Source organism: Bradyrhizobium sp., from assembly GCF_049581145.1.
Classification (GTDB): domain Bacteria; phylum Pseudomonadota; class Alphaproteobacteria; order Rhizobiales; family Xanthobacteraceae; genus Bradyrhizobium.
In genome coordinates this window covers 1-20,971 of record NZ_JBAURI010000813.1, presented here as the reverse complement: position 1 = coordinate 20,971, position 20,971 = coordinate 1, and the positions used below count along the sequence as shown (strand labels likewise).

Genomic DNA, 20,971 nt, shown 5'->3' with positions numbered 1-20,971 from the left:
AACCGAAGCAGCCGGCCAGCGCGCGCAGCGAGCCCTGGCCGGCCTGCGGAAACGCGTCTTCCAGCGACTGGAACACGGTACGTTCGCCGTCAAGCAGGTCCATCGCGTGCTGGGCGAAGTAGCCCAGCTTGACGCTGCCGCCGATCGACACCTTGCCGTCGTCAGGCTCGGTCGAACCCGCCACCAGCTTGAGCAGCGTCGACTTGCCGGCGCCGTTGATGCCCATCACGCACCAGCGCTCCCGGCGGCGGATCATGAAATCGAGCCCCTGATAGATGCTCCTGCTGCCGTAGCCCTTGTGGACATTCTTCAGGCTGGCGACATCCTCGCCGGAGCGCGGCGCCGGCTGGAATTCGAACGCCACCGTCTGGCGACGCCGCGGCGGCTCGACGCGCTCGATCTTGTCGAGCTTCTTGACGCGGCTCTGCACCTGGGCGGCATGCGAGGCACGCGCCTTGAATCGCTCGATGAACTTGATCTCCTTGGCCAGCATCGCCTGCTGACGCTCGAACTGGGCCTGCTGCTGCTTCTCGTTCAACGCGCGCTGCTGCTCGTAGAATTCGTAATTGCCCGAATAGGTGGTCAGCGAACCGCCATCGATCTCCACGACCTTGGTGATGATGCGGTTGATGAACTCGCGGTCGTGCGAGGTCATCAGCAGCGCGCCCTCATAGCCTTTCAGGAATTGCTCGAGCCAGATCAGGCTTTCCAGATCGAGGTGGTTGGACGGCTCGTCCAGCAGCATGACGTCGGGCCGCATCAGGAGGATGCGCGCCAGCGCCACGCGCATCTTCCAGCCGCCCGAGAGCGCGCCGACGTCGCCGTCCATCATCTCTTCGCTGAAGCCGAGACCCGCCAAGGCCTCCCGCGCGCGCCCCTCCAGCGCGTAACCGTCGAGCTCCTCGAAGCGCCCCTGCACTTCGCCGTAACGGGCGATGACTTCGTCCATGTCGCCGGCCCGCGCCGGATCGGCCATCGCGGCCTCGAGCTCCCTCAATTCGGCGGCGACGGCGCTGACAGGCCCTGCGCCGTTCATCACCTCGGCCACGGCGCTGTGGCCGGACATCTCGCCGACGTCCTGGCTGAAATAGCCGATCGAGATACCGCGATCGAGCGACACCTGGCCCTCGTCGGGCGGCTCCTGGCCGGCAATCATCCGGAACAGCGTGGTCTTGCCGGCGCCGTTCGGACCGACCAGGCCGATCTTCTCGCCCTTCTGCAGGGCCGCGGAAGCTTCGATGAAGAGAATCTGGTGACCGACTTGTTTGGAGACATTATCGAGACGGATCATTGGCGCCTGAACATTGAAATCGTTGCTGGAGCATTTTCCGGAAAGGTGGACACCGGCTTTCCGCAAGAAAATGCGACTGATAAGGGGACAGCTGGAGCGTTCTCCGATTCAATCGGAAAACGCTCCAGCGGCCTCTTATTCGATGTGGTGCGCGGGGGAAAGCCCATCCCGGGCTGATGCGGAGCGCCTCAAGTTGAGGCCTCCCGCACCCTGAAGTTGCTCGGCAGCGGATCGTTGCTCAGGTTCCGATGCGCAAGGGAGCGTGGAGCTTACGCAGACAGGCAATCACCGACAACGCGGTGATCAGGCCGGTCTTCGGATTCTCGGAGGGGATGTTTTCGATCACCATCGAAAATCGGGCCGAATCCGAGTCCACCTCGATGCGATGGGTGTTGCGCGTCACGGTGGGATCCGCCCAGATCTCGACTCTGGTGCGGTCGGGACCGATCCCCGCGAGTGACAGCGCGACGGCCACATTCAGGTTGGCCGGAAATCCCTTGGCGGCCTGCCGGGCCGTGCCATCGAAAATCTTCAGCGGCTCGACCACCCCTTCGATATCGATGCCGTGCTCGACGAGATAGGGAGCCCCCGCCAATCCGCGAAGCGGCTTGCGCGTGACCATCTTGACCGAATGGATGGTGCCGGCCGCAGCTGCGGTCACGGCATCGAGCCCGATCAGCGCGCCGGTCGGCACCACGATCTGACCGCGATTGTCTTTCGCGAGCGCGATCAGATCGTCGTTCTCGAGCAGCGCGCCGACGCTGAGCACGAGCGCTATCTTGCCCCGCGACACCACCGGCGCCACGATCGACCTGACCAGCCTGCTCGGCGCGCATTCGACGACGATATCGGCCACGTCGGCCAGAGCCTCGATCGGCAGGGTCTTCGGCATTTGGCCGAGCTGGCCCAGCCATTCGCGATGCTTTTCGATATTGGCCGCAGAGACCGCGCTCAGTGTCAGACCATCGATGCCCTGATCGAGCGCCTTGGCGACCCGTGTCCCGATCGGACCGAGGCCGGCAATCGCGACCCGCAATGGGATGCTTGAACCGTCCGTCATTGCTCGGATGACCGCCCTATTCGCGCACGAAACGGTAATCGAAGCGATCACCGTCGGCTTTCAGCAGACCCGCCGTTGGGTTCGGGAAATGGATCGGCAGGATCAGCGTATCGGTGTCGGCGACGGAGGCGAAGAATTTCCGCCGCGACACCGCCGACTGTCTCGGATCCCAATCAGGCTTCGCCGACCACTCGGGCTCACGGATCTGAATGGCATGATGCATGAGGTCGCCGGCGACCACGGCGCGCTTGCCTTTGGAGAAGATGTTGACGCAGCAATGACAGGGCGAATGCCCGGGCGTCGGCGTCAGCGTGATGGTGTCGTCGAGCGCGTAGTCATCATCGACCAGCAGCGCCTGCCCGGCTTCGACGATCGGCAGGCAGTTGTCGCGGAACACGGTGCCCGGCGGGTTGGCGCCCTTCTCGTGCTGCTCTTCCCACACCGCGTACTCCTTTTTATGAAAGACGTATTTCGCGTTCGGGAAGGTCGGCACCCATCGCCCATCGCGCAAAATCGTATTCCAGCCGGTGTGATCGATGTGCAGGTGGGTGCAGAACACATAATCCACCTTGTCGTAGTCGATGCCGAGCGCGAACAATTCGTTGCGCCAGCGCTCCTTGCCGGGAAAATCGAAAGGCGGCGGATGGCCCTTGTCCTCGCCGGTGCAGGTATCGACCAGGATGGTGTAGCGCGGTGTGCGCACTACGAAAGTCTGATAGGTGATCACGATCATCCCGAGCGCGCTGTCGAACACCTCCGGCTCCATGCCGGGCAGATGATGCCTGAACACCGCCTCGTCATAGGCCGGGAAGAAATCCTGCGGCCGCCGCCACGGTCCCTCGCGCTCGATCACCGCGTCGATGGTGATGTCGCCGATCCTGATCTGCTTCATGGTGGTGGCTCGCCCGGTTTTTCCATACCGTAGCGGCCGATCATCGGCGGTTCAAGGCGGCGGCGGCGCATGAGCGCCCGCGCCGCGTGCCTGCTATCGCGCCGGCTGCGCCAGCGGGGCTTCTCCCGCGCCGTCGACGGATAGGACGAGCGGGCTGTCAATGCCGCTTGAAATATTGCACCGCGCGCTCGTGCTTCTCGGCGGCGGCGCGCGACCTGAAAGTGCCGAGATTGCGTCGCTTGCCGGTCTTCGGATCGACCTTGCGGGAATACAGCCGGTAGCCACCGGATTGCAGCTTACGGATCATGATCGGACCTCCTTTCGCCAGGAGGCAACGATAACGGCCCGGCCGATGTTCCACTGCACTTTCAATCCGCCATTTCCGGTAGCTATTTCTTTCCTTGCGGCGGAAACACTTGATCCCCGAACGGCTGCTCGGTCGGCGTTCGAATCAGAACGAATGCCCGCTGCATCGACTGATGGCAGGAATTGCAGCCGCCGGTCAGATCGCCGAACGCCTTGGCAAATTTCTTGCTGTCCTTGGCATCGATCGCATCGGCGACAGCCTGCAACGGGGCTGCGAGCGTGGTCACATTGGTCACGGGAATGCCGGAATAGAGCAGCGCGGCTTCGACCAGGTTCTCCTGGAGCTGACGGATCTCGAACGCCGCAAGCTCCCAGTTCGCGGCCTTGGCGGCATACCACAGCTTGATGTGCCGGATTTGTGCATTGTTCATGATGTCGCCGAGCCGCGGGACGTACTGCTCGCTGCTGTCCGACCTGGATGGACCAGATTGCGCCATAGCCAGCGGCGCAGCAGCGGCCACCATCAGCAAGCCCACGATCCATCCACGCAATTTCATCGAGGTCTCCATTTTTCTCTGGCCTTTCTACGTGCTTCCGGCCCGGCGCGCTTGCGCTCGATCAAGCCGGCGTCAGCTCGTTTGTCCGCCATGAACCCTTCGCTGGACCTGCGCTGCCGAGGGCGTGTGCCCTAGAAGCACAGGTCGCTCACGACATTGCCGCGCTTGTCCTTCAGCACCACGGGACATTGCAGCCGCTTGAGCGCGGCCTTGGCGTCGGCGTCGCCGAGGTCGGCGGCCCTTTGATAATAGCTCTTGGCGGCGGAGGGATCCTTCGGGCCGCCACGGCCCTCCTCCGTGAACGCGCCCATCTGCATCAGCGCGCCCGGGTGATTTTGCGCCGCCGCCTTCTCGAACAGTGCTCGGGCGCCGGCCTCATCCTTCGGCCCTCCATTGCCATCGGCGAGCATCAGGCCAAGCTGATACTGCGCCTCCGCATTGGTCTCCGCGGCCTTCGCCAGCAACTCGCGCGCCCTGGCGGGGTCGGCCGAGGTCGCCGCAGCGCCGCCGAGCGCGGCAAGATTGGTGACGCCGCGCGGATTGCCGGCTTCGGCCGCGCGCTCGAACAGCTTGCGCGCCTGGGCTTCGTCCTTGGCAAGCCCGGCGCCCGTCGCATAGAGCACGCCGAGTTCCACCATGGCCGAGGTCGATCCCTTGTCGGACGCCTTGCGCCAGGCGGCGATCGCGTCCGCGGTCTGCCGGTTGGCGGCATAGGCGCGGCCGAGCTCATAGAGCGCCCGGCGCGAAGCCGATGCCTGCTTGCAGAATTTGATCGCGGTCGCAACATCCGACGCCGCGATCTCGGGCACGCCCTTGACGTCGGCCGGCTTGTCGGGATCACTGGGGTCGGCAGCAAGCCGGTCGCACAGCACGAGGTCGGCCGATTGCGCGTGCGCGCGCAATGGCGTGAGCGCGGCAGCCATCAGCGCGACGGCGAGGCCCGGGATTGCGAGAGTTGCCAGCCGAGAAAGCCAGTCTGTCATGACGGTTGCGAGGGTGCGTCGCCGCGCGGGCAAATTCAAGGCTCGAGTCCGGTGTCGCGCAGCACCGGAATCAATTCAGGCGAAGCCAGATATTGCAACAGCCGGTCGGCTTGCTCAGCCCGCTTCGACGCCGCCATGCGTCCGGCGGAAAAGATCGCGGCGGTTTGCAATTCGAGCGGGATCGGACCGACCACATCGATCCCCTCCACCTGCATCAGTTCGCTGATCTGCTGGACCGCAAGATCGGCTTCGCCGGTGATCAGCCGTTCGGCCGTAAAGCCTGATGGCGTGATGACGGCCCTGGCGTTGACCTCCGACGCGATGCCGAGCCGCTCGATCAGGCTCGCGAAGAAAATGCCGCTCGCCCCGATCTGCGAATAGGCGACCGATCGCGTGGCAAGCAATGTCGCGCGAAGCCCCGCCGTGGTGGCAATATCGGGGTGCGGCCGCCCCGCCTTTACGGCGATGCCGACATAGGAGCGCGCGAGGTCGACCTTGGTTGCAGCGACCACGGCCGCTTCGGCGACAAGCTGCTGCAGCCCCTCTTGGGTCAGGATGACGAGATCGGCGGTCTCACCGCCGCGCAGCCGCTTCAGGAGCCCGATCGTCGGCGCAAAATCCGCGTCGATCCGGGTGCCCGTCGCAGCTTGGTAGTCTCCGGACAGGCGGACGACCGCGCCCTTGAGGGCGAGGGTCGAGAGCAGGCGAACGGCATTTTCCATGGGATGTCCGGGGATGCGCGCAAGAGGTTCTTCAACCTATCACGGACTTTGCCGGTCACGCACGAGCAGGCACGCCAAAAACAAGTGATCCGCCGGAGCATTGCTCCGGCGGATCCTATCGCAGCCGGGTCACCCCCGGCTTTGTGGCTGGCTTATGCCGCGGCCTTGGCGCCGGTCGGCACCGAGGAGATGGTCTTCAGGATCTGGGAAGCGATCTGGTAGGGGTCGCCTTGCGAGTTCGGACGGCGGTCTTCCAGATAGCCCTTGTAGCCGTTGTTGGCGAAGGAGTGCGGCACGCGGATCGAGGCGCCGCGGTCGGCAATGCCGTAGCTGAAGGTATCGATCGAGGCGGTCTCGTGCTTGCCGGTCAGGCGCATGTGGTTGTCCGGGCCATAAACCGCGATGTGGTCGGCGCGATTCGTCTTGAAGGCTTCCATCAGCTTTTCGAAGTACTCCTTGCCGCCGACTTCGCGCATGTACTTGGTCGAGAAATTGGCGTGCATGCCGGAGCCGTTCCAGTCGGTGTCGCCGAGCGGCTTGCAGTGGAATTCGATGTCGACGCCGTACTTTTCGGTCAGGCGCAGCATCAGGTAGCGGGCCATCCACATCTGGTCAGCGGCGGTCTTGGAGCCCTTGCCGAAGATCTGGAATTCCCACTGGCCCTTAGCGACTTCGGCGTTGATGCCTTCGTGGTTGATGCCGGCGGTGAGGCAGAGATCGAGATGCTCTTCGACCATCTTGCGGGCGATGTCACCAACGTACTTGTAGCCGACACCGGTGTAATATGGGCCCTGCGGCGCCGGATAGCCATCGGACGGGAAGCCGAGCGGGCGACCGTCCTTATAGAAGAAATATTCCTGCTCGAAACCGAACCACGCGTCGGCATCGTCGAGAATGGTCGCGCGCTTGTTGGAGACGTGCGGGGTCTTGCCGTCGGGCATCATGACTTCGCACATGACCAGCACGCCGTTGGTGCGCGCGCCGTCGGGAAACACGGCAACGGGCTTCAGCACGCAGTCCGAACTGTGGCCTTCAGCCTGCATGGTCGAGGAGCCGTCGAAACCCCACAGCGGCAATTGCTCCAGTGTCGGAAACGAGGCGAATTCCTTGATCTGGGTTTTCCCGCGCAAATTCGGCACCGGCGTATAGCCGTCGAGCCAGATATACTCGAGCTTGTATTTCGTCATTGAGCCTCTCTGTTGATCGATTTTTGAACGGCGGGAGACCGAAAAGCTGGCCGCCACGCGCCTACCCGGCCACAATCGGCCGAGATGCAACGAAGCATTTTATGTGCCAACCCGAGCAACGCCCCAACCCGCCTCAAGAACCGGAGATCGGCCGGCCGCGCGTGTCCGACGGCGCCCGATGGGTGCGACATAGAAGCGCGGTCGTCGTCATCCGGACGACGAAAATATGTCAGTCGCCGCCGGATTCCCGCCTAGTTCCGCAGCACTTCCCCCGGCTCCGTCGCGCCGGCTCAAAGCCGCGCCAGTTATCCAAATGCGAAGTGAGGAAGTTCCGGTCGACCGGCAACCTTGGCCGCCACCCAAGCGTTAGCCACCCGATGCGCTGCCTCACAGAAAGCAAAACCAGTCCTGCCTATAAATTGCACACAAAATGATTTTCTTTTCATCACATTGCATTCCCGGGAGCAGGGGCGATATCGCAGTTAGTAACTACTAGCGAACGAGTCGGGCGCACCATGAAGTGGCTCGACAACCAAGGAGATGATCAATGAGTGCAAGTTTGGATCAAGGATCCGCCAAGATCTATCAATTCCCGGCCGGGGGCCGTTCGGCTCTCGGCGGCCGCCGCTACGGCGAGACCAATGCGGTCGACCAGACCCCGCGCGTTAACGAGGCCCTTTGCAGCGGCAGCTGGTACCATCAAGCGGCGATCGAGGACGCCAAGCCGGCGTGGGAGCGCTGATGTCCGGTCTGTATGCGGGCGCGCCGCTTTGGCGTCGGGCAGCGGTCCATCAGACGCACTGAAACAGGGTCGAAACGAAATCGTTTCGGCCCTTTTTCAATGAGGCTTGCGTCGAATGATGCCCTCGTTGCGGCCCGAGCATGACCACGCCGATTGCGCCTTCCACCTCGTTTCCTCGCCGCATGGTTTGGCTTAAGCTGGACGGATGCCAGATCTCCCGGCCCGCCATCTGAACCTCGCAGGCGCCAGCAATTTCCGCGATCTCGGCGGTTATGGCACGCGCGACGGCCGCACGGTACGCTGGCGGCAGATTTTCCGTTCCAGCCACCTCGGCCATCTCACAGCAGGCGACATCGACGTGGTGCGCGGGCTGGGCGTGCGCAGCGCATTCGATTTCCGTGGGACGGAGGAGCGCACAGCTGCGGTCTGCGGCGTCACTGATATCGCGGTACATTCGCTGCCGATCGAGCCGACGGTGGTCGCGGCGCTGCGGGCGCGGCTTGCCGCGGGCACGCTGTCATCGGCCGATGCAGTCGAGATCATGCGCGAATCCTACCGCAACTATGTTCGCCTCAATACCCACTTTTTCCGGATTCTGTTTGCACACCTGATCGAAGACCGCGCGCCGCTGGTGATCCATTGCACCGCGGGCAAGGACCGCACCGGCTTTGCCTGCGCCTTGATCCTGCATGTGCTGGGGGTGCCGGAAGATGTGATCGCCGAAGACTACCTGCTCACCAACCGTTTTTATCGGCGGGATCCCGCCTCCGGCACTGATCTGCCCGAAGATGTTCGTGAGGCCATCGGATCGGTCAAGTCGTCATTCCTGGAAGCGGGCTTCGACGCGATCCGCGCCGACTATCGCGACCTCGCGAGCTATGTCACGGACGGCCTCGGTCTCGGCGAAGCCGAGCGCGCAACGCTGGAAGCGCGCTATCTGGAGCCCTGATCCCGACGCAACCGACCCACGCGGCTGGATCGCCGCGTCATCTCTTTATGCGGCGACTTCCATTTCCGCTTCTTCCGCTTCCGCATCGAGGTCGGCGATCACCTCCTCGAAGGCGGAAATCGCCTGCTGAACCGCGGCGATCTGCATCAATTCCCAGCCGCTGATCGGCCCATTGCGGTTTTGCAACGCGACGACCAGATCGCGCCGTTGCTCTTTGAGCTGGATGAGCGGCAAGCCATGGTCAGGCAGATATCCCATTGTGAATACTCCAGTCCCTCAACGGAGGATCACCAGCATAGGCGCGACCGCGCTGCCATCGACTTACGGAACTGCCGCCAATTTTAGCAAAATGGCAGGGACCGCAAGCCATGGCCGTGCGGCCATTGCATGTCTGTTTGCTCCGGCGATACGGTGGCCGTTGCCTTGACGCGGAGGTCTCGGAATGAACGGAAAAGTCATTGTCGTCACCGGAGCGCTGGGCGCGCTCGGCCGCATCGTCGTCGAGAGCGCGCTTGCGCGCGGGGCCCGGGTCGCTGGCGTCGATCATGCGCAAGCGCAAGTGACTCAAACATCAGCCCGGCTGGAAGTCGGTGGGGTCGACCTGGCCGATCCCGTGCAGGCCAGGCGAGCGATCGAGACCGCGGCCGTGCATTTCGGCCGGCTCGATGCCCTGGTCAACATCGCCGGCGCCTTTACATTCGAGACGATCGCCGATGGCGACTTGCAGAGCTGGCAGCGCATGTATGCGCTCAACGTGCTCACCGCGCTCAACGCATCGCGCGCGGCGCTGCCGCATCTCGCGACGTCAAGCGCCGGGCGCATCGTCAATATCGGGGCGATGGGTGCATTGCAGGCCGGCTCCGGGATGGGCCCCTACGCCGCCTCGAAATCCGGCGTCCATCGCCTGACGGAAGCGCTCGCCGCCGAGTGGAAGGGCAAGGTCACGGTCAACGCGGTGCTGCCATCGACCATCGATACCCCAGCCAATCGCGCCAGCATGCCCAAAGCGGATTTCGCCAAATGGGTAGCGCCACAGGAACTCGCCGAAGTGATCCTGTTTCTGGCAAGCGATGCCGCCAGCGCAGTCACCGGCGCGTTGATACCGGTCAGCGGACGCGTCTAGCAGGGATCTGGAGGTGGTCTGGAGGGCGCCTCCGGCCAGCCGGCCCGACGGCGCGCAATAAGGGTAAATGCTCTCGCTGCACGAGACGCGGCTGTCAGATCGCCGACACCGCAAATCCCCGGTCTCTCGCGACGCGATCCAGGTTAGATTCGGCTGACTGAGTCGGAAGGGACCAAGCTTGGAAACCACGCTGTATCTGCCCGTCAAACGCTTCCTCGAACGGCTCGGTTTTACCGTCAAGGGCGAGATCGGCGGCTGCGATGTCGTGGCGCTCAGCGCCGACGATCCCCCGATCGTCGTGGTCGGCGAATTGAAGCTGACGTTCAACCTCGAACTGCTGCTGCAGGCGGTCGATCGTGCCGGCGCCTGCGATGAGGTCTGGCTCGCTGCCAGGATGTCGGCGCGCGGCAAGGGCCGCGAAAGCGATGCACGCTATCGCAATCTCTGCCGCCGGCTGGGTTTTGGCATGCTTGGGGTGACGAGCCGCGGCGATGTCGAGGTGCTGGTGAAGCCGCCGACCACGGCCCCGCGCCGCGACACCCGGAAGCGCTCGCGTCTCGTCGGCGAACACCAGCGCCGCGTCGGCGACCCTGCCATGGGCGGTTCGACGCGCGCGCCGATCATGACCGCCTACCGGCAGCAGGCGCTGGCCTGCGCGGCGGCCTTGTCGCGCGGGCCGCAGCGCGTGCGCGATCTGCGCCCTGCGATTCCCGACGCCGGAAAGATTCTTCTGCACAACGTCTATGGCTGGTTCGATCGCACCGAGCGCGGCGTATACAGGCTGACCGAAGCGGGTCATGCGGCGCTGAAACGCTGGCCGCAAAAGCCCGTAGAAGCCGCGGCCGACTTCGTTTGATCGGGCGCATAGGCTCGGGGCGATGATTTTGTGACACTGCAAGAACGAACGCATCTAAATCGGTGAATGCATGGCTGGTTTGCCTGGCCAATTCAATATTGCAATGCAACATCCGGTTCCCTAGGTATCCCGGACCCAACGAGAGGCTCCGATGAGCGAAGACTGGAATACGAAGTACGGACCACGGCGTGTCCGGCGCGATCCGCCGACGCTCGATGAAGCGATTTTTGCTGCGGTCGGCATCACCGATGATGTGGAGGCGCAGGCGGAGATCGCGGCGTCGCTGATGGGTATGCCGTTCGAGACCGTGCTTGCCGAGGTGAAGAAGCAGAGCCGCATCAGCGCGCGCGGGGTCACGCGGGTGATTGCAGGCGAGCAAGGGGCGCAGCGTTCTGTCGTGGTCGAGCGCCGAGTGGTGCGCCGATTCAGCAACGACAAGAAGCGCACCGGGACGTAGGACGCTTCCGCCGCCGCACGCCAGAAAATTCGGCGTGTCCGGCGGGTTCAGGCTTGGTCGTCCCTTCAGCACTCAGGCCGCGCGGCCCGTTCCATACATTCTGGAAAACAGCTTCCAGAGCACGCGGTTGAAATTGATCACCGCGCGCGCTGCGAGCAGCGGCGCATCGATCGCCAGCTTTGCCAGTTCAGCATCAGGCTGCTGCCGGATTTCGATCGTCCCGCTCGATTCGCCATGAGTAAACGCCAGGTGAGCGCCGAACTTGCTGGCGAGCGCCCGCATCGCGTGATTCTGGGCACCGGTGGTGACCCGCAGCCGGCGATAACCCTTCCATCGAGCTTCGGCGATCAACCGCTTGAACAGGACGCTGCCGACACCGCGACGCCGCACGCAGGCTTCCACGCTGAACGCGATTTCCGGCAGCCCGTCGTCGGACTGTTCCGGCGGATGCAGTTCAGCGGCGCCGCGGACAAAACCGTTTTCCATGTAGGCGACGACGATTGTGCCGTCGCCGGCGCATTTCGCGGCGTAGCGTTCGATGAAGCTGTCATCCAGGAAGCCGTTGAAGCGATCGTGACGGCTTTCCGAATCAAGCCGCAACAGATGATCGCGCAACAGCGGCAGCTCCTCGTTCGGACTGAGCGTCCGCACGTAGCCGAAACCGGCACGCGGATGGAAGGTATCTTCGTGTGACACTTGAAAAATCTCCTCTGGGGCACCCTCGAGGAGGCGTCGAATCCCTAGAACTCGAATATTGTGCAACGCAACATGGAATTCAAGACCGTCCTGCCGTCAATATCGGGAGAGTTCGCAAGCAGATGGTTAAGGAAAATAACGCCCCGTATTCATACGAGGACCAGCTGGGTCTGGGTGACGACGGCCACCAGCCGGCCCTCTTCGGTTTCCAATCGCGTCTGCCAGACCTGGGTACGGCGTCCGCGGTGCACCGGCGTTGCGATCGCAATCACCGTCGTGCCCTCCTCGGCGCCACCGATGAAGGTGGTCTTGCTCTCGAGCGTGGTGGTGCCCTTGGCGTCTTCGGGCAGATTGATGACGGTCGCGGCGGCACCAACGGAGTCGGCGAACGCCATGATGGCGCCGCCGTGAATCGTGTGATGGAGAGTGCAAAGATCCGGCCGCACCAGCATCCGCGCCACCACCCGGTCCTTGTCCGCTTCCGTGAAGGTCACGCCTTTCAGTTCCGCAAACGGCAGCTTGATCGACTGGATTTGCTCGAGCGGCGTCATGATCGGCGATCCTCCCTCTTTGATGCCGGCGAGCTCTGAACGGCCCGGAGCGATCAGGCAATGACCTGCCAGGTAAGGCATAAGGCCGTCCGTCCCAGCCACCGTGCTACGCGCATCGCGACCGTCAGGCCTTCTCTACCCCGCACCATTCCGCAATGAACAGCGCGGTGGCCTTGGTTGATTTCCGCAGCGAGTCGAGGTCGACATATTCGTTGAAACCGTGCATCGCCGCCCCGCTGGCGCCAAAGCACAGGCTGGGAATGCCGTAATTCAACCCATAGAAGCGCGTGTCGGTCAGCGCCGTGAATACGAGGTCCTCGACCGTGCCGCCATAGACGGCGGAAAAAGCCTTGCCGAACGCGGCTTCCGGTGCCGCGGAATCCTTCAGTTCATAGCCCTCCGACAGGAAACCCGACCATTCGACCTGAGGCGGATTGTTGGACAGGAAGCGATGGTCGCGCGCCGCGGACGAGACGCAGGCCGCAATCTCGGCCTGCGCCTCGGTGACCGACCAGCCCGGCAGGATCGCAATCCGGCAATCGACGTCGCACCATGCCGGCACGCTGGAGGCCCAATCGCCGCCCTTGATGATCCCGGGATTGAAATTGATCGGATGCGTCAACGCTTTGAAATGGCGATCGCTGCTGGCCCGCTCGTTCCAGGCGGCTTCGAGTTTTTCCAGCGCCTGAATGAGATGATAGGCCGCCGTGATCGCATTCGAGCCTGCGCCGGCCTCGAACACATGCACTGGATGGCCGCGCACTTTCAGGCGAAACCAGATGACGCCGACCTGCGAACGCACCATCATGCCGCCGGTCGGTTCGGGGATGAAACAGGCATCCGCGCGATAGCCGCGCTGCAATGTCGACAGCGCGCCGACGCCGGTGCTCTCCTCCTCGATCACGGACTGAAAGTGGATCCGGGCCGTCGGCTTGAGGCCGCAGGCCTTGATCGCGTCCAGCGCTGCGAGCGCGCCGATCGTGCCCGACTTCATGTCGCAGGCGCCGCGGCCATACATCCGGCCATCCCTGATGACTGGCGAGAACGGCGGCGTGTTCCACATCTCCAGCGGACCGGTCGGCACGACATCGCAGTGCCCCTGCAGGATCAGCGATTTGCCGGCGTTGCTCGACGGCCGATAACTGCCGACCACGCTCCGGGCCCGGGAGAAATCATGTTCGATCGGGCCGTAACCGCGCAAATCCTTCAGGTCGTCGACGTCGATATGCCAATCGTCAACCTCATAACCGCGCTCGCGCAGGAGATCGCCGATCATGTCCTGGCACGGACCTTCCGCGCCGCGCGTCGAGGGAATGGCGACGAAATCGCGGGTCATGGCGAGTTGTGCGTCGAAGCCGGCATCGACGGCATCGAGGATCCGTTGCGTGGAATCGCTGGTGGTCATGGGTGATCGTGTCCTGTTGACGCCCGGATCAAATCATACTTCGCGGATCGTTTGCAGGCATTTCGAGACACCTTTCAGAATCGCGGGCGCACCCCTACACTGCAAAATCGCATCGATGCTGTTTTTTGCGCCGAGTTTTTCGCACACTGTGAGAAGACCGCATGCCCGACAACCGAAATATACTGTATCTCATCGTCGGCGTGCTGGTGGTGGTGATCGGCGTCCTCGGCTACAACCTCTATCAGGCCAAGAAGCAACCCGAGGGTCTGCAGATCAATGTCGGCCCGAACGGGTTGAAGATCCAGAACAAGTGAGCCGCAATGACCGTTGCTGTGTTCAGCCTCGATCTGCTCTTGGAAGCTCTTTTGGAGTTTCACCGATCATGACGATGTCGCGCCGCACCCGCTGTTGCCTGCTTGGCTTGCCCGTAGTGATCGGCTTGACGTGGCTGGCGCCGTCGCTGGCGCAGTACGTCGGGCGCGAACAGGATATCGTCGGCTTGCGGCTGGGGCAGCGCGTCCTGGTGGACGACGGAACCTGCGGGGCCGGCAAGGTGAAGCAGGTGGCAGGATCCAAGATGACGCCCGCGGGCATCGTGGCCACGCGAAAATGCATTCCGCGCCTCGGACCCAAGAAGAAATAGCAAGACGCACGCGGCTGCATCAAACGGCAGCGCGACCGAAGCATTTTGCCGAGGTTACTTCGCAGGATTGAACATACACTGCAATGTCGGCTTGGCGATCTTGGTGAAGGTCGGGCCGATCTCGGATTGCTTCGCGGCCGGCACCCACTGCGTCTCAATCGTCGGCACACCGGTCTCGCTGATGCCGCGCAACAGCGCCTCGCGAAGGTCGTCATCCTGGACCACGGCGGCTGCGTGGTCATGCAGACAGCCGCAGACTTCCTCGGGATGCGCCCAGCGCCCCAACATGCGGGGCGCACATTGACGAACGAATTCGCGGCGCGAATCGTCGTCGAGCTTGATCGACGGACGCACCTGCCCCTGGGCCAGTGCCGCCTGGCTCAGAACCAGAGTTGCGGCCAATGCCGCGGCGCAGAAGCGAACCAACACCACACCCGTATTCGGGAGGTTTTCTTGTTTCACCAATTTCTCTTTTCTAAAGTTCCAGACCTTATTGGGTTGCGCCGGCGCGCCCTGCGACCACCATCGGGTGGGAAGTCGCGACCGGCGAGCCGTTATAGGTGAAGGTACCGACGCCCGGCAGAGCGCCTTCCGCCGAGCCTGCCATCGATGAGCCAGCCACGACGAAGGCGATCGCAAGGATGAAACTGACGCTGCGCATTTGACTGCCTCCAAACTCCCCGGCCGGCGCTTCCGCCGTCATCCGTTAGTCGCTTGATAACCATCGGGGGTTTCCGGAGTTCTGCGCCAAAAGGCGAAAATGGTTTCGTGCGGCACAATAATTGTGTCGTCGCCGCAACGCGGACGAAACAATTCGAAGCAAACGCAAATTATTTCAATAGCTTACTGCCTGGTGCAGTGGCCCAGCGCGGGATCGTGGAGCGACCTCAAAAAGGGTGGCGGCCGTCCAGCCGATTGGCGATCGTCGCCGCCGAACCTGCATTCTTAACTTTTCTCTGTTGGAGAGAGATGCGGCCGGCCGTTCCACCCCGCGGTCATGCAAACCCGCCCACGACCATCACGAAACGTTCAACGCGGGTGCGCGTGATTTTACCCGGCAGAGGATGCCGATCATGAACAATGGCGACATCATCGTTGGCGACAAGCTTGGCAGTCAGGGTTCCCACGATCCGCCCCCAGCCGCCGCACCGGTCGACATCCAAAAGCTGACCGCAGCCGATGGTGCATACGCGGCCCGCACCGACCAACCGAAGACGAATTGGCCAAACCGCTGCGGCGCGATGTCTGAGCAACGAGGCGACACATCGGCTCAATCCACGCCGCAAAAGTTCGTACGCCTCGTCGGCTACCGCGACCCCAATACCAAGCCGATCAGGCGGTAGCGCATCACTGAACGAAATCGCCGCATTTCTGCACGTCGGGATCGGCTGGCCCCCAAGGCATGATCGGGACGGTCGAGGTCGAGTTCTTCGGCGATCCCTCGATCAGCTTGTCCGAATAGACCATGTAGACCAGCACATTGCGCTTGGCGTCGCAGCCGCGCACGATCTGCATCTTCTTGAAGAACAGTGAACGCCGCTTGCGGAACATGTCGTCGCCCTGCACCAGCTTATCTTTGAAGCGGATCGGTCCGATCTGGCGGCAGGCCAGTGAAATATCGGAGACCTCTTCGGCAAGACCGAGCCAGCCCTTGAAGCCGCCCTTTTCCGGCACCGTGAAGTGACAGGCGACGCCTTCGACCTCGGGGTCGTCGACGCCGTAGGTCGCAAGCTTGTCGTTGGGGCTGAGCAGCTTGAACACGGTCGAGCGTTGGAAGATCAGATCCGGTTCATCGGCGGCGAGCGCAGGTGGCGCGGTAAGCCACGCGATCACCATCAAAATCAGGCAACTCAGCCGCTTGTCATACGGAATGATGGCATTCGATGTCATTGATGTCTCCTGAGGCCACGATCGAAGTCCTGCACGACAGGCGGCGATTGGATCGGGAACAAAAAGGCAGGCGCCGGACTCGGACTCGGAGGTTCTGCCGATGCCCGAGCTCATGCACCCGGCGGCGATCTATCACGAAGTCAGGAGTGAAGGCTACTTGGAGGCCCGTTGGCGCAGCTTTGCCCTGATGCGAGCACAGGAGGGCGGTAAGCGCTAGCGCTGTTTACCGCAATGTGAGGCTTTTTTGCTACGGTGAGCGCCAAAACGCCGTGATTGGAAGGCCTGTGCTGGTGAACGGATATTGCGTCTGCGACAACTAAAACCCGAACGACGAAGGCATTGAAAATGGGTCCCGTAAGTGGGTTGAATTCTTCGGTCGCGGGACGCCGGTTCTGGTGTGTCGCCGTTTTGACCGCAACGGGCGCCGTCGGCACCGTCTCGCGTGCGGACGCCTCGCTGTATTACTGGCGGGACGCCGAATCCGGGCTTTATCGGGCCGATCCGGCGGAGCGGGCGCGCTACCAAGGCGAGCGCCGACATTCGGCGAAAAAGCAAAAATCCGCCGAAAAGGACACCGGCCCCAAGCCGCAGGCGCCGCTGATCATCGAGGTCTCGATCAGGAAGCAACGCCTGAAGATCTACGACGCCAATGGCCTGTTCGCCGAAGCGCCGGTTTCGACCGGCATGCCCGGGCATGCGACGCCGATGGGCGTGTTCAGCGTCATCCAGAAGCAGAAGTGGCACGAGTCCAACATCTATAGTGGCGCGCCGATGCCCTACATGCAGCGCATCACCTGGTCCGGCATTGCGATGCATGCCGGCGTGCTGCCGGGCCATCCGGCGTCGCACGGCTGCATCCGCATGCCGCCGGGTTTCGCCGTGAAGATGTATGGCTGGACCAGGATGGGCGCGAGGGTCGTCGTCATCCCCGGCGAGTTGAGCCCGGAGAGTTTCGCCCACCCCCTGCTGCCGGCAGCGAAGGTCGCACCGCAGCCGGTGGCCGCGGCGGTTCCAGCCGACGCCCCGCCCGCGCAAAAAAGCGACAAGGGCGCAGCCGACATTGCGCCTGCCACGACCGAGGCCAAGCTCGAACTGAGGACGACGGTCGGCCACCATGACGTCATCAACGCTTCCGCTGATGACGCGTCCATGCCGTTGCGCGATCAGACCCACACCGCCGACGCCGGCGCAGATGCAAGCGACAGCAAATCCGCAGTCACGATGTCGGATGCCTCTTCCAGCGATGACGCGTCGCCGAACACGACCAAGGCCAGGTCCGCCGGCGAGGTGGCGAAACCGCTCGAGTCGGTTGGCGCCAACGTGAAGCCGGAGCAAAGCGCCGCAAGCGCCCAGGCGGAAACGCCAAAAAGCGATACCAAGACCGACGCTACGACCGATGCGGCCAACGCCGAACCGGCGAAAGCCGACGCCGCCAAACCCGACCAGAGCGCAGGGAAAGCCGTCGATGCCGCTCCCAGCGAGGCGGACGTCCACAAGGACGAGAGCCGGGCCGCCGACGCGCCGGCTGCGGCCAAACCGGCGCCAAAACACGCCGGCCAGATCGCGGTCTTCATCAGCCGCAAGGACTCCAAGCTGTTCGTGCGCCAGAACTTCGAACCGCTGTTCGACGTGCCCGTGACGATCGCTGCGAGCGACCGGCCGCTCGGCACCCACGTCTTCACGGCCGACGTCGACAAGACCGATCCCAATGTCCTGCACTGGTCGGTGATCTCGCTGCCGACCACGGCCCGCACCGCGATGCGCGGCGAAAACGATGAGCATGGTCGCCACAGGGGCAAGGCTCCGCTCGAGGCGAAGCCGCTGCCCGTTCCCGACAGCGCGTCCGAAGCGCTGGACCGGATCACGATCCCGCCTGACACCATGGCTTGGATTGCCGACGCGATGACGACCGGAAGCTCGATCATCGTGTCCGATCAGGGCATTAACCAGGGTGAAACCGGCGAAGGCACCGACTTCATCGTGTCCTTGCGCTAGCGCGCTGCGGGACCGGCGGCTAAAAGCCGCCGGATGACAGAGCTTCCCGCCGCCACGGCCCGGACCGCCGCGCCCCCGACCGAAGCGGCCAATGCGGCCAACGATGCGTTCGAGCGACTGACTTTCATCGGTTGGCGTTTTGGCTTGGCGGCGATCGTCGCAGGCCTTGCGGTATCGTTTGTCCTGTTCGGCTACGCCGTGGTGTACTGGCGCAACGCCGATATGGATTTCATGGTGATCTACAGCGCGCTCGCCATGAACGACGGCAAGCCGCAGCAGTTCCTCGATCACACGGCCTATCTGACCATACTGTCGGTCAAATCCTGGTTCCAGCTGCTGCATGGGCTCGGGCTATTGGACGCCTATACGCTGCCGGCCATACCGCCGGCGACCGATGCGGCGGCATTCGATATCGCCATGACACATGCCGTCCGCGCCGGGCGCGTGCTGGCGTTCCTGATCGCCGCGGGTTGCGTGCTGATCTTCGCAGTCCTTGGCCGCCGCATCCTGCGCGACTGGCGCGTCGCGCTCTTGGCGACGTTGGCGTTCGCGCTGTCGGGCGGCATCGCCGTGCATTCGCGCATCCTGCGCAGCGAGCTCGTCGCCGCCTGCCCCGTCATCTTCGCGCTGATGCTGCTGATCGCGCTCGGGCGCCGTGGCCGGCTTTTGCGCCCACTCGGCCTGGCGCTTGCGGCCGCGCTGTGCGTGCTCGGCCTGGAGAACAAGGTGCAGGCGATCCTGTTGATCGCGGCGTTGCCATTGCTGATCCTGCCGTTTGGCGGCCCGGCCGGTGCGAGCGTTGCGTTCTGGCGCACGCCGGCAAGCTGGCTGATTGCGGCTGTCGCAGCCCTCATCGCCGCAGCGGCCACTACAGCCGCGTCGCCGCTGCTTGCAACCGGCCTCGATCGCACCCTGCTCGATGCCGCGCAATTCCACCCGTTGGTCCTCAGCCGGTTCGGCGTCTATCAGGCCATGCTGCTGGTCCTGATCGCAGCCTCGATGGGCACTTACGCCGTACTGTGGCGGGTCTCCGCCGCGGAGACACTCGCCGCGATGTCTGCGGTCGCCGCGGGCGCGGCGATCGCGCTGCTGCTGCTCGATCTCGATTACAACACCACCAACGTGATTGCGGTCGTCAACCCGCTGGAGAAGATGCTGACATTCGCCGACGCCAACACGTCGGGCGCCGCGAACGGATCCAGCCTCACAGCGGTCGTCCTGCTGCTGCTCGATGGGCTGGCCTCGGTTCTGGCGCGCTACAGCTTCGTGCTGCACTCTTCGCCACGGCCGACCGTCTTTCTCACCTGGCTGATCATTCCCGGCATCGCCATCGCCTTCAGGCACGGCCAGAGGCAGGTCGCGCTGCAAGCGCTCCTGCTGATGGGGGCGGCGATCGGGGTCGACGCGCTCGGCGTGCGGCGCGGGCTCAAGGTCGAATATTTCATCTTCACCGATCCCTTGATCATCCTGGCTGGCGCCATCCTGCTCGACGCGATGCCCGACCTGCGGTTTCACCGATGGACCATGCCGATCGCAGCCGGACTGATCGGGCTGCACGTCGTGGTCAGCCAGGCCGAGCCGATCAAATACAGCCTCCGACGCGTCGGTCCCGAATCGACCTGCGAGTGGAACCGGTACTATATGCCGCTGATGCCGCTGCCGTGGTGCCTGGCCAAGCCGTAACGGCAACTTGAGCGGTGCGCCAGGACGGATCGGGTATCCTGCCGCCACAGCAATCATCCAAGGGGCCCACGCCATGATCCTTGACCGCAGGACAACCCTGAAAGCCGCGCTGGCGGCCATGGCAACCCCGCTTGTGACGCGTGGCGCTCGCGCCGAAACTACGATGAGTCGAATCACCGCCTATGCCTTCTCGTTCCCGGCGCTGTCCGGTGGCGACGACATCCACCTCGCCGAACATACCGGCCACCCCCTGCTCGTGGTCAACACGGCGTCGTTGTGCGGCTACACACCGCAATATGCCGGGTTGCAGGCCTTGTGGACCGAGTTTCGCGGCCGTGGGCTGGGGCTCATCGGTGTCCCCTCGAACGATTTCGGCAATCAGGAGCCGGGCGGGGCGAAAGACATCGCGGAGACCGCCGAGCAGCAATATTCCGTCACCTTTCCGATTGCTGCGAAGGCCGACGTGGTCGGGCCGAACGCCCACCCGTTCTACAAATGGGCCGCGCAAGCGCGCCCGAACGAGATTCCGCGCTGGAACTTCCACAAATACCTGATCGGCCGCGACGGCTATATCGCCGACGTCTTCCCCTCCGCCGTCGAGCCCACCGATACCAGGGTCAAGACCGCGATTGCCCGGGCGCTCGCCGAGGCCTGAGCTGCGCGTCAGTCCAGCAAAATTGTTCCCGGAATTAACTGCGCCGGCGACAATTCCGCCATCATGTCGTCCATTCGTTGCCTTGGCTCGGACGAGGCGGCTAGAGTACAATGCGCCGGGGCAAAATTGCTGCGGCGACGGCGAAAAACGCTGCAAGCGGCGACGAGATTTGAGGGAAACCAGATGCGTGTTGCGGCAGGATTGATCGTTGCAGTTTCGCTGTGTGCGCCGGGTCTCGCCTGGTCGCAGACGCTGCCCTTGTCGCCGGAGGCCGCAGCGGTTTTGCGGGCGGCGCCAGCTACTCCTGCCGCCGCCGCAGCGGCGGTTC

At 63.6% G+C, this 20,971-nt stretch carries 26 protein-coding genes; 11 read left to right on the top strand and 15 right to left on the bottom strand.

The genetic code is table 11. The features are described from left to right. From WCB02_RS26645 to WCB02_RS26610, 8 genes are all read right to left on the bottom strand, one after another. Window positions 1–1,291 (bottom strand): ABC-F family ATP-binding cassette domain-containing protein (locus WCB02_RS26645; protein ID WP_423962744.1); only part of this gene is annotated, 1,291 nt, incomplete at its 3' end. A gap of 238 nt (window positions 1,292–1,529) precedes the next feature. Next, window positions 1,530–2,351 (bottom strand): aspartate dehydrogenase, encoded by an 822-nt coding sequence (locus WCB02_RS26640; RefSeq protein ID WP_423962743.1) that lies wholly within the window; start codon window positions 2,349–2,351, stop codon window positions 1,530–1,532. Between the two features lie 16 nt (window positions 2,352–2,367). Then, window positions 2,368–3,243: an MBL fold metallo-hydrolase gene (locus WCB02_RS26635; protein ID WP_423962742.1), complete on the bottom strand. Its 876-nt coding sequence runs from the start codon at window positions 3,241–3,243 to the stop codon at window positions 2,368–2,370. A 157-nt stretch (window positions 3,244–3,400) separates the two neighbouring features. Continuing rightward, window positions 3,401–3,550, bottom strand: a complete 150-nt coding sequence (locus tag WCB02_RS26630) for an SPOR domain-containing protein (RefSeq protein ID WP_423962741.1) — start codon at window positions 3,548–3,550, stop codon at window positions 3,401–3,403. Between the two features lie 82 nt (window positions 3,551–3,632). Next, the gene (locus WCB02_RS26625; RefSeq protein WP_423962740.1) at window positions 3,633–4,106 is read right to left on the bottom strand and encodes a hypothetical protein; all 474 of its coding nucleotides are present in this window, start codon (window positions 4,104–4,106) and stop codon (window positions 3,633–3,635) included. A gap of 131 nt (window positions 4,107–4,237) precedes the next feature. Then, entirely contained in the window at window positions 4,238–5,089 is an 852-nt protein-coding gene (locus tag WCB02_RS26620; protein ID WP_423962739.1) for a tetratricopeptide repeat protein, read from the bottom strand. A gap of 35 nt (window positions 5,090–5,124) precedes the next feature. Continuing rightward, the gene (locus WCB02_RS26615; RefSeq protein WP_423962738.1) at window positions 5,125–5,811 is read right to left on the bottom strand and encodes a substrate-binding domain-containing protein; all 687 of its coding nucleotides are present in this window, start codon (window positions 5,809–5,811) and stop codon (window positions 5,125–5,127) included. A 152-nt stretch (window positions 5,812–5,963) separates the two neighbouring features. Further along, window positions 5,964–6,998 (bottom strand): glutamine synthetase beta-grasp domain-containing protein, encoded by a 1,035-nt coding sequence (locus tag WCB02_RS26610; protein WP_423962737.1) that lies wholly within the window; start codon window positions 6,996–6,998, stop codon window positions 5,964–5,966. A gap of 547 nt (window positions 6,999–7,545) precedes the next feature. Between WCB02_RS26610 and WCB02_RS26605 the strand changes: the two genes are divergently transcribed. Both WCB02_RS26605 and WCB02_RS26600 read left to right on the top strand, forming a co-directional pair. Beyond that, entirely contained in the window at window positions 7,546–7,740 is a 195-nt protein-coding gene (locus tag WCB02_RS26605) for a DUF2735 domain-containing protein (protein WP_423962736.1), read from the top strand. Between the two features lie 205 nt (window positions 7,741–7,945). Continuing rightward, window positions 7,946–8,689 carry a tyrosine-protein phosphatase gene (locus tag WCB02_RS26600; RefSeq protein WP_423962735.1) on the top strand — a complete coding sequence of 248 codons (744 nt, stop codon included), beginning with the start codon at window positions 7,946–7,948 and terminating at the stop codon, window positions 8,687–8,689. 45 nt (window positions 8,690–8,734) lie between these two features. Here WCB02_RS26600 and WCB02_RS26595 read toward each other — a convergent pair whose 3' ends face one another. Continuing rightward, window positions 8,735–8,947, bottom strand: a complete 213-nt coding sequence (locus tag WCB02_RS26595; RefSeq protein ID WP_423962734.1) for a hypothetical protein — start codon at window positions 8,945–8,947, stop codon at window positions 8,735–8,737. Between the two features lie 184 nt (window positions 8,948–9,131). Here WCB02_RS26595 and WCB02_RS26590 point away from each other — a divergent pair, with 184 nt between their 5' ends. From WCB02_RS26590 to WCB02_RS26580, 3 genes are all read left to right on the top strand, one after another. Continuing rightward, complete coding sequence (locus WCB02_RS26590) at window positions 9,132–9,812, top strand: SDR family oxidoreductase (RefSeq protein ID WP_423962733.1); 681 nt, start codon at window positions 9,132–9,134, stop codon at window positions 9,810–9,812. Between the two features lie 178 nt (window positions 9,813–9,990). Beyond that, window positions 9,991–10,668 (top strand): DUF2161 domain-containing phosphodiesterase, encoded by a 678-nt coding sequence (locus WCB02_RS26585; RefSeq protein ID WP_423962732.1) that lies wholly within the window; start codon window positions 9,991–9,993, stop codon window positions 10,666–10,668. 151 nt (window positions 10,669–10,819) lie between these two features. After that, window positions 10,820–11,125: a hypothetical protein gene (locus tag WCB02_RS26580; RefSeq protein WP_423962731.1), complete on the top strand. Its 306-nt coding sequence runs from the start codon at window positions 10,820–10,822 to the stop codon at window positions 11,123–11,125. 72 nt (window positions 11,126–11,197) lie between these two features. Here WCB02_RS26580 and WCB02_RS26575 read toward each other — a convergent pair whose 3' ends face one another. The 3 genes from WCB02_RS26575 to WCB02_RS26565 form a co-directional block, all read right to left on the bottom strand. After that, window positions 11,198–11,821 carry an N-acetyltransferase family protein gene (locus WCB02_RS26575; protein WP_423962730.1) on the bottom strand — a complete coding sequence of 208 codons (624 nt, stop codon included), beginning with the start codon at window positions 11,819–11,821 and terminating at the stop codon, window positions 11,198–11,200. Window positions 11,822–11,970: 149 nt separating this feature from the next. Continuing rightward, a complete protein-coding gene (locus WCB02_RS26570) occupies window positions 11,971–12,372 on the bottom strand; it encodes a PaaI family thioesterase (RefSeq protein WP_423962729.1) in 402 nt (133 codons plus the stop codon). Window positions 12,373–12,496: 124 nt separating this feature from the next. Beyond that, complete coding sequence (locus WCB02_RS26565; RefSeq protein ID WP_423962728.1) at window positions 12,497–13,777, bottom strand: ArgE/DapE family deacylase; 1,281 nt, start codon at window positions 13,775–13,777, stop codon at window positions 12,497–12,499. 161 nt (window positions 13,778–13,938) lie between these two features. Here WCB02_RS26565 and WCB02_RS26560 point away from each other — a divergent pair, with 161 nt between their 5' ends. Together WCB02_RS26560 and WCB02_RS26555 are read left to right on the top strand one after the other, a co-directional pair. Then, the gene (locus tag WCB02_RS26560; protein ID WP_423962727.1) at window positions 13,939–14,091 is read left to right on the top strand and encodes a hypothetical protein; all 153 of its coding nucleotides are present in this window, start codon (window positions 13,939–13,941) and stop codon (window positions 14,089–14,091) included. 74 nt (window positions 14,092–14,165) lie between these two features. Then, on the top strand, window positions 14,166–14,420 hold the full coding sequence (locus tag WCB02_RS26555) for a DUF6719 family protein (protein ID WP_423962748.1): 255 nt from the start codon (window positions 14,166–14,168) through the stop codon (window positions 14,418–14,420). A 54-nt stretch (window positions 14,421–14,474) separates the two neighbouring features. Here the strand turns inward: WCB02_RS26555 and WCB02_RS26550 are convergent, their stop codons facing one another. After that, the gene (locus tag WCB02_RS26550; protein WP_423962747.1) at window positions 14,475–14,849 is read right to left on the bottom strand and encodes a hypothetical protein; all 375 of its coding nucleotides are present in this window, start codon (window positions 14,847–14,849) and stop codon (window positions 14,475–14,477) included. 61 nt (window positions 14,850–14,910) lie between these two features. Then, complete coding sequence (locus WCB02_RS26545) at window positions 14,911–15,081, bottom strand: hypothetical protein (RefSeq protein WP_423962726.1); 171 nt, start codon at window positions 15,079–15,081, stop codon at window positions 14,911–14,913. A gap of 412 nt (window positions 15,082–15,493) precedes the next feature. Here WCB02_RS26545 and WCB02_RS26540 point away from each other — a divergent pair, with 412 nt between their 5' ends. Continuing rightward, complete coding sequence (locus WCB02_RS26540) at window positions 15,494–15,763, top strand: hypothetical protein (RefSeq protein WP_423962725.1); 270 nt, start codon at window positions 15,494–15,496, stop codon at window positions 15,761–15,763. Window positions 15,764–15,767: 4 nt separating this feature from the next. On the opposite strand, the gene WCB02_RS26535 is transcribed toward WCB02_RS26540, so the two are convergent. Next, window positions 15,768–16,256: a CreA family protein gene (locus WCB02_RS26535; RefSeq protein WP_423962746.1), complete on the bottom strand. Its 489-nt coding sequence runs from the start codon at window positions 16,254–16,256 to the stop codon at window positions 15,768–15,770. Window positions 16,257–16,718: 462 nt separating this feature from the next. Between WCB02_RS26535 and WCB02_RS26530 the strand changes: the two genes are divergently transcribed. The 3 genes from WCB02_RS26530 (at window position 16,719) to WCB02_RS26520 (ending at window position 20,643) form a co-directional block, all read left to right on the top strand. Continuing rightward, the gene (locus WCB02_RS26530) at window positions 16,719–18,305 is read left to right on the top strand and encodes a L,D-transpeptidase family protein (protein WP_423962724.1); all 1,587 of its coding nucleotides are present in this window, start codon (window positions 16,719–16,721) and stop codon (window positions 18,303–18,305) included. Between the two features lie 33 nt (window positions 18,306–18,338). Next, window positions 18,339–19,988 (top strand): hypothetical protein, encoded by a 1,650-nt coding sequence (locus WCB02_RS26525; protein ID WP_423962723.1) that lies wholly within the window; start codon window positions 18,339–18,341, stop codon window positions 19,986–19,988. A 76-nt stretch (window positions 19,989–20,064) separates the two neighbouring features. Next, window positions 20,065–20,643, top strand: a complete 579-nt coding sequence (locus WCB02_RS26520) for a glutathione peroxidase (protein WP_423962745.1) — start codon at window positions 20,065–20,067, stop codon at window positions 20,641–20,643. Window positions 20,644–20,971: the final 328 nt, after the last annotated feature.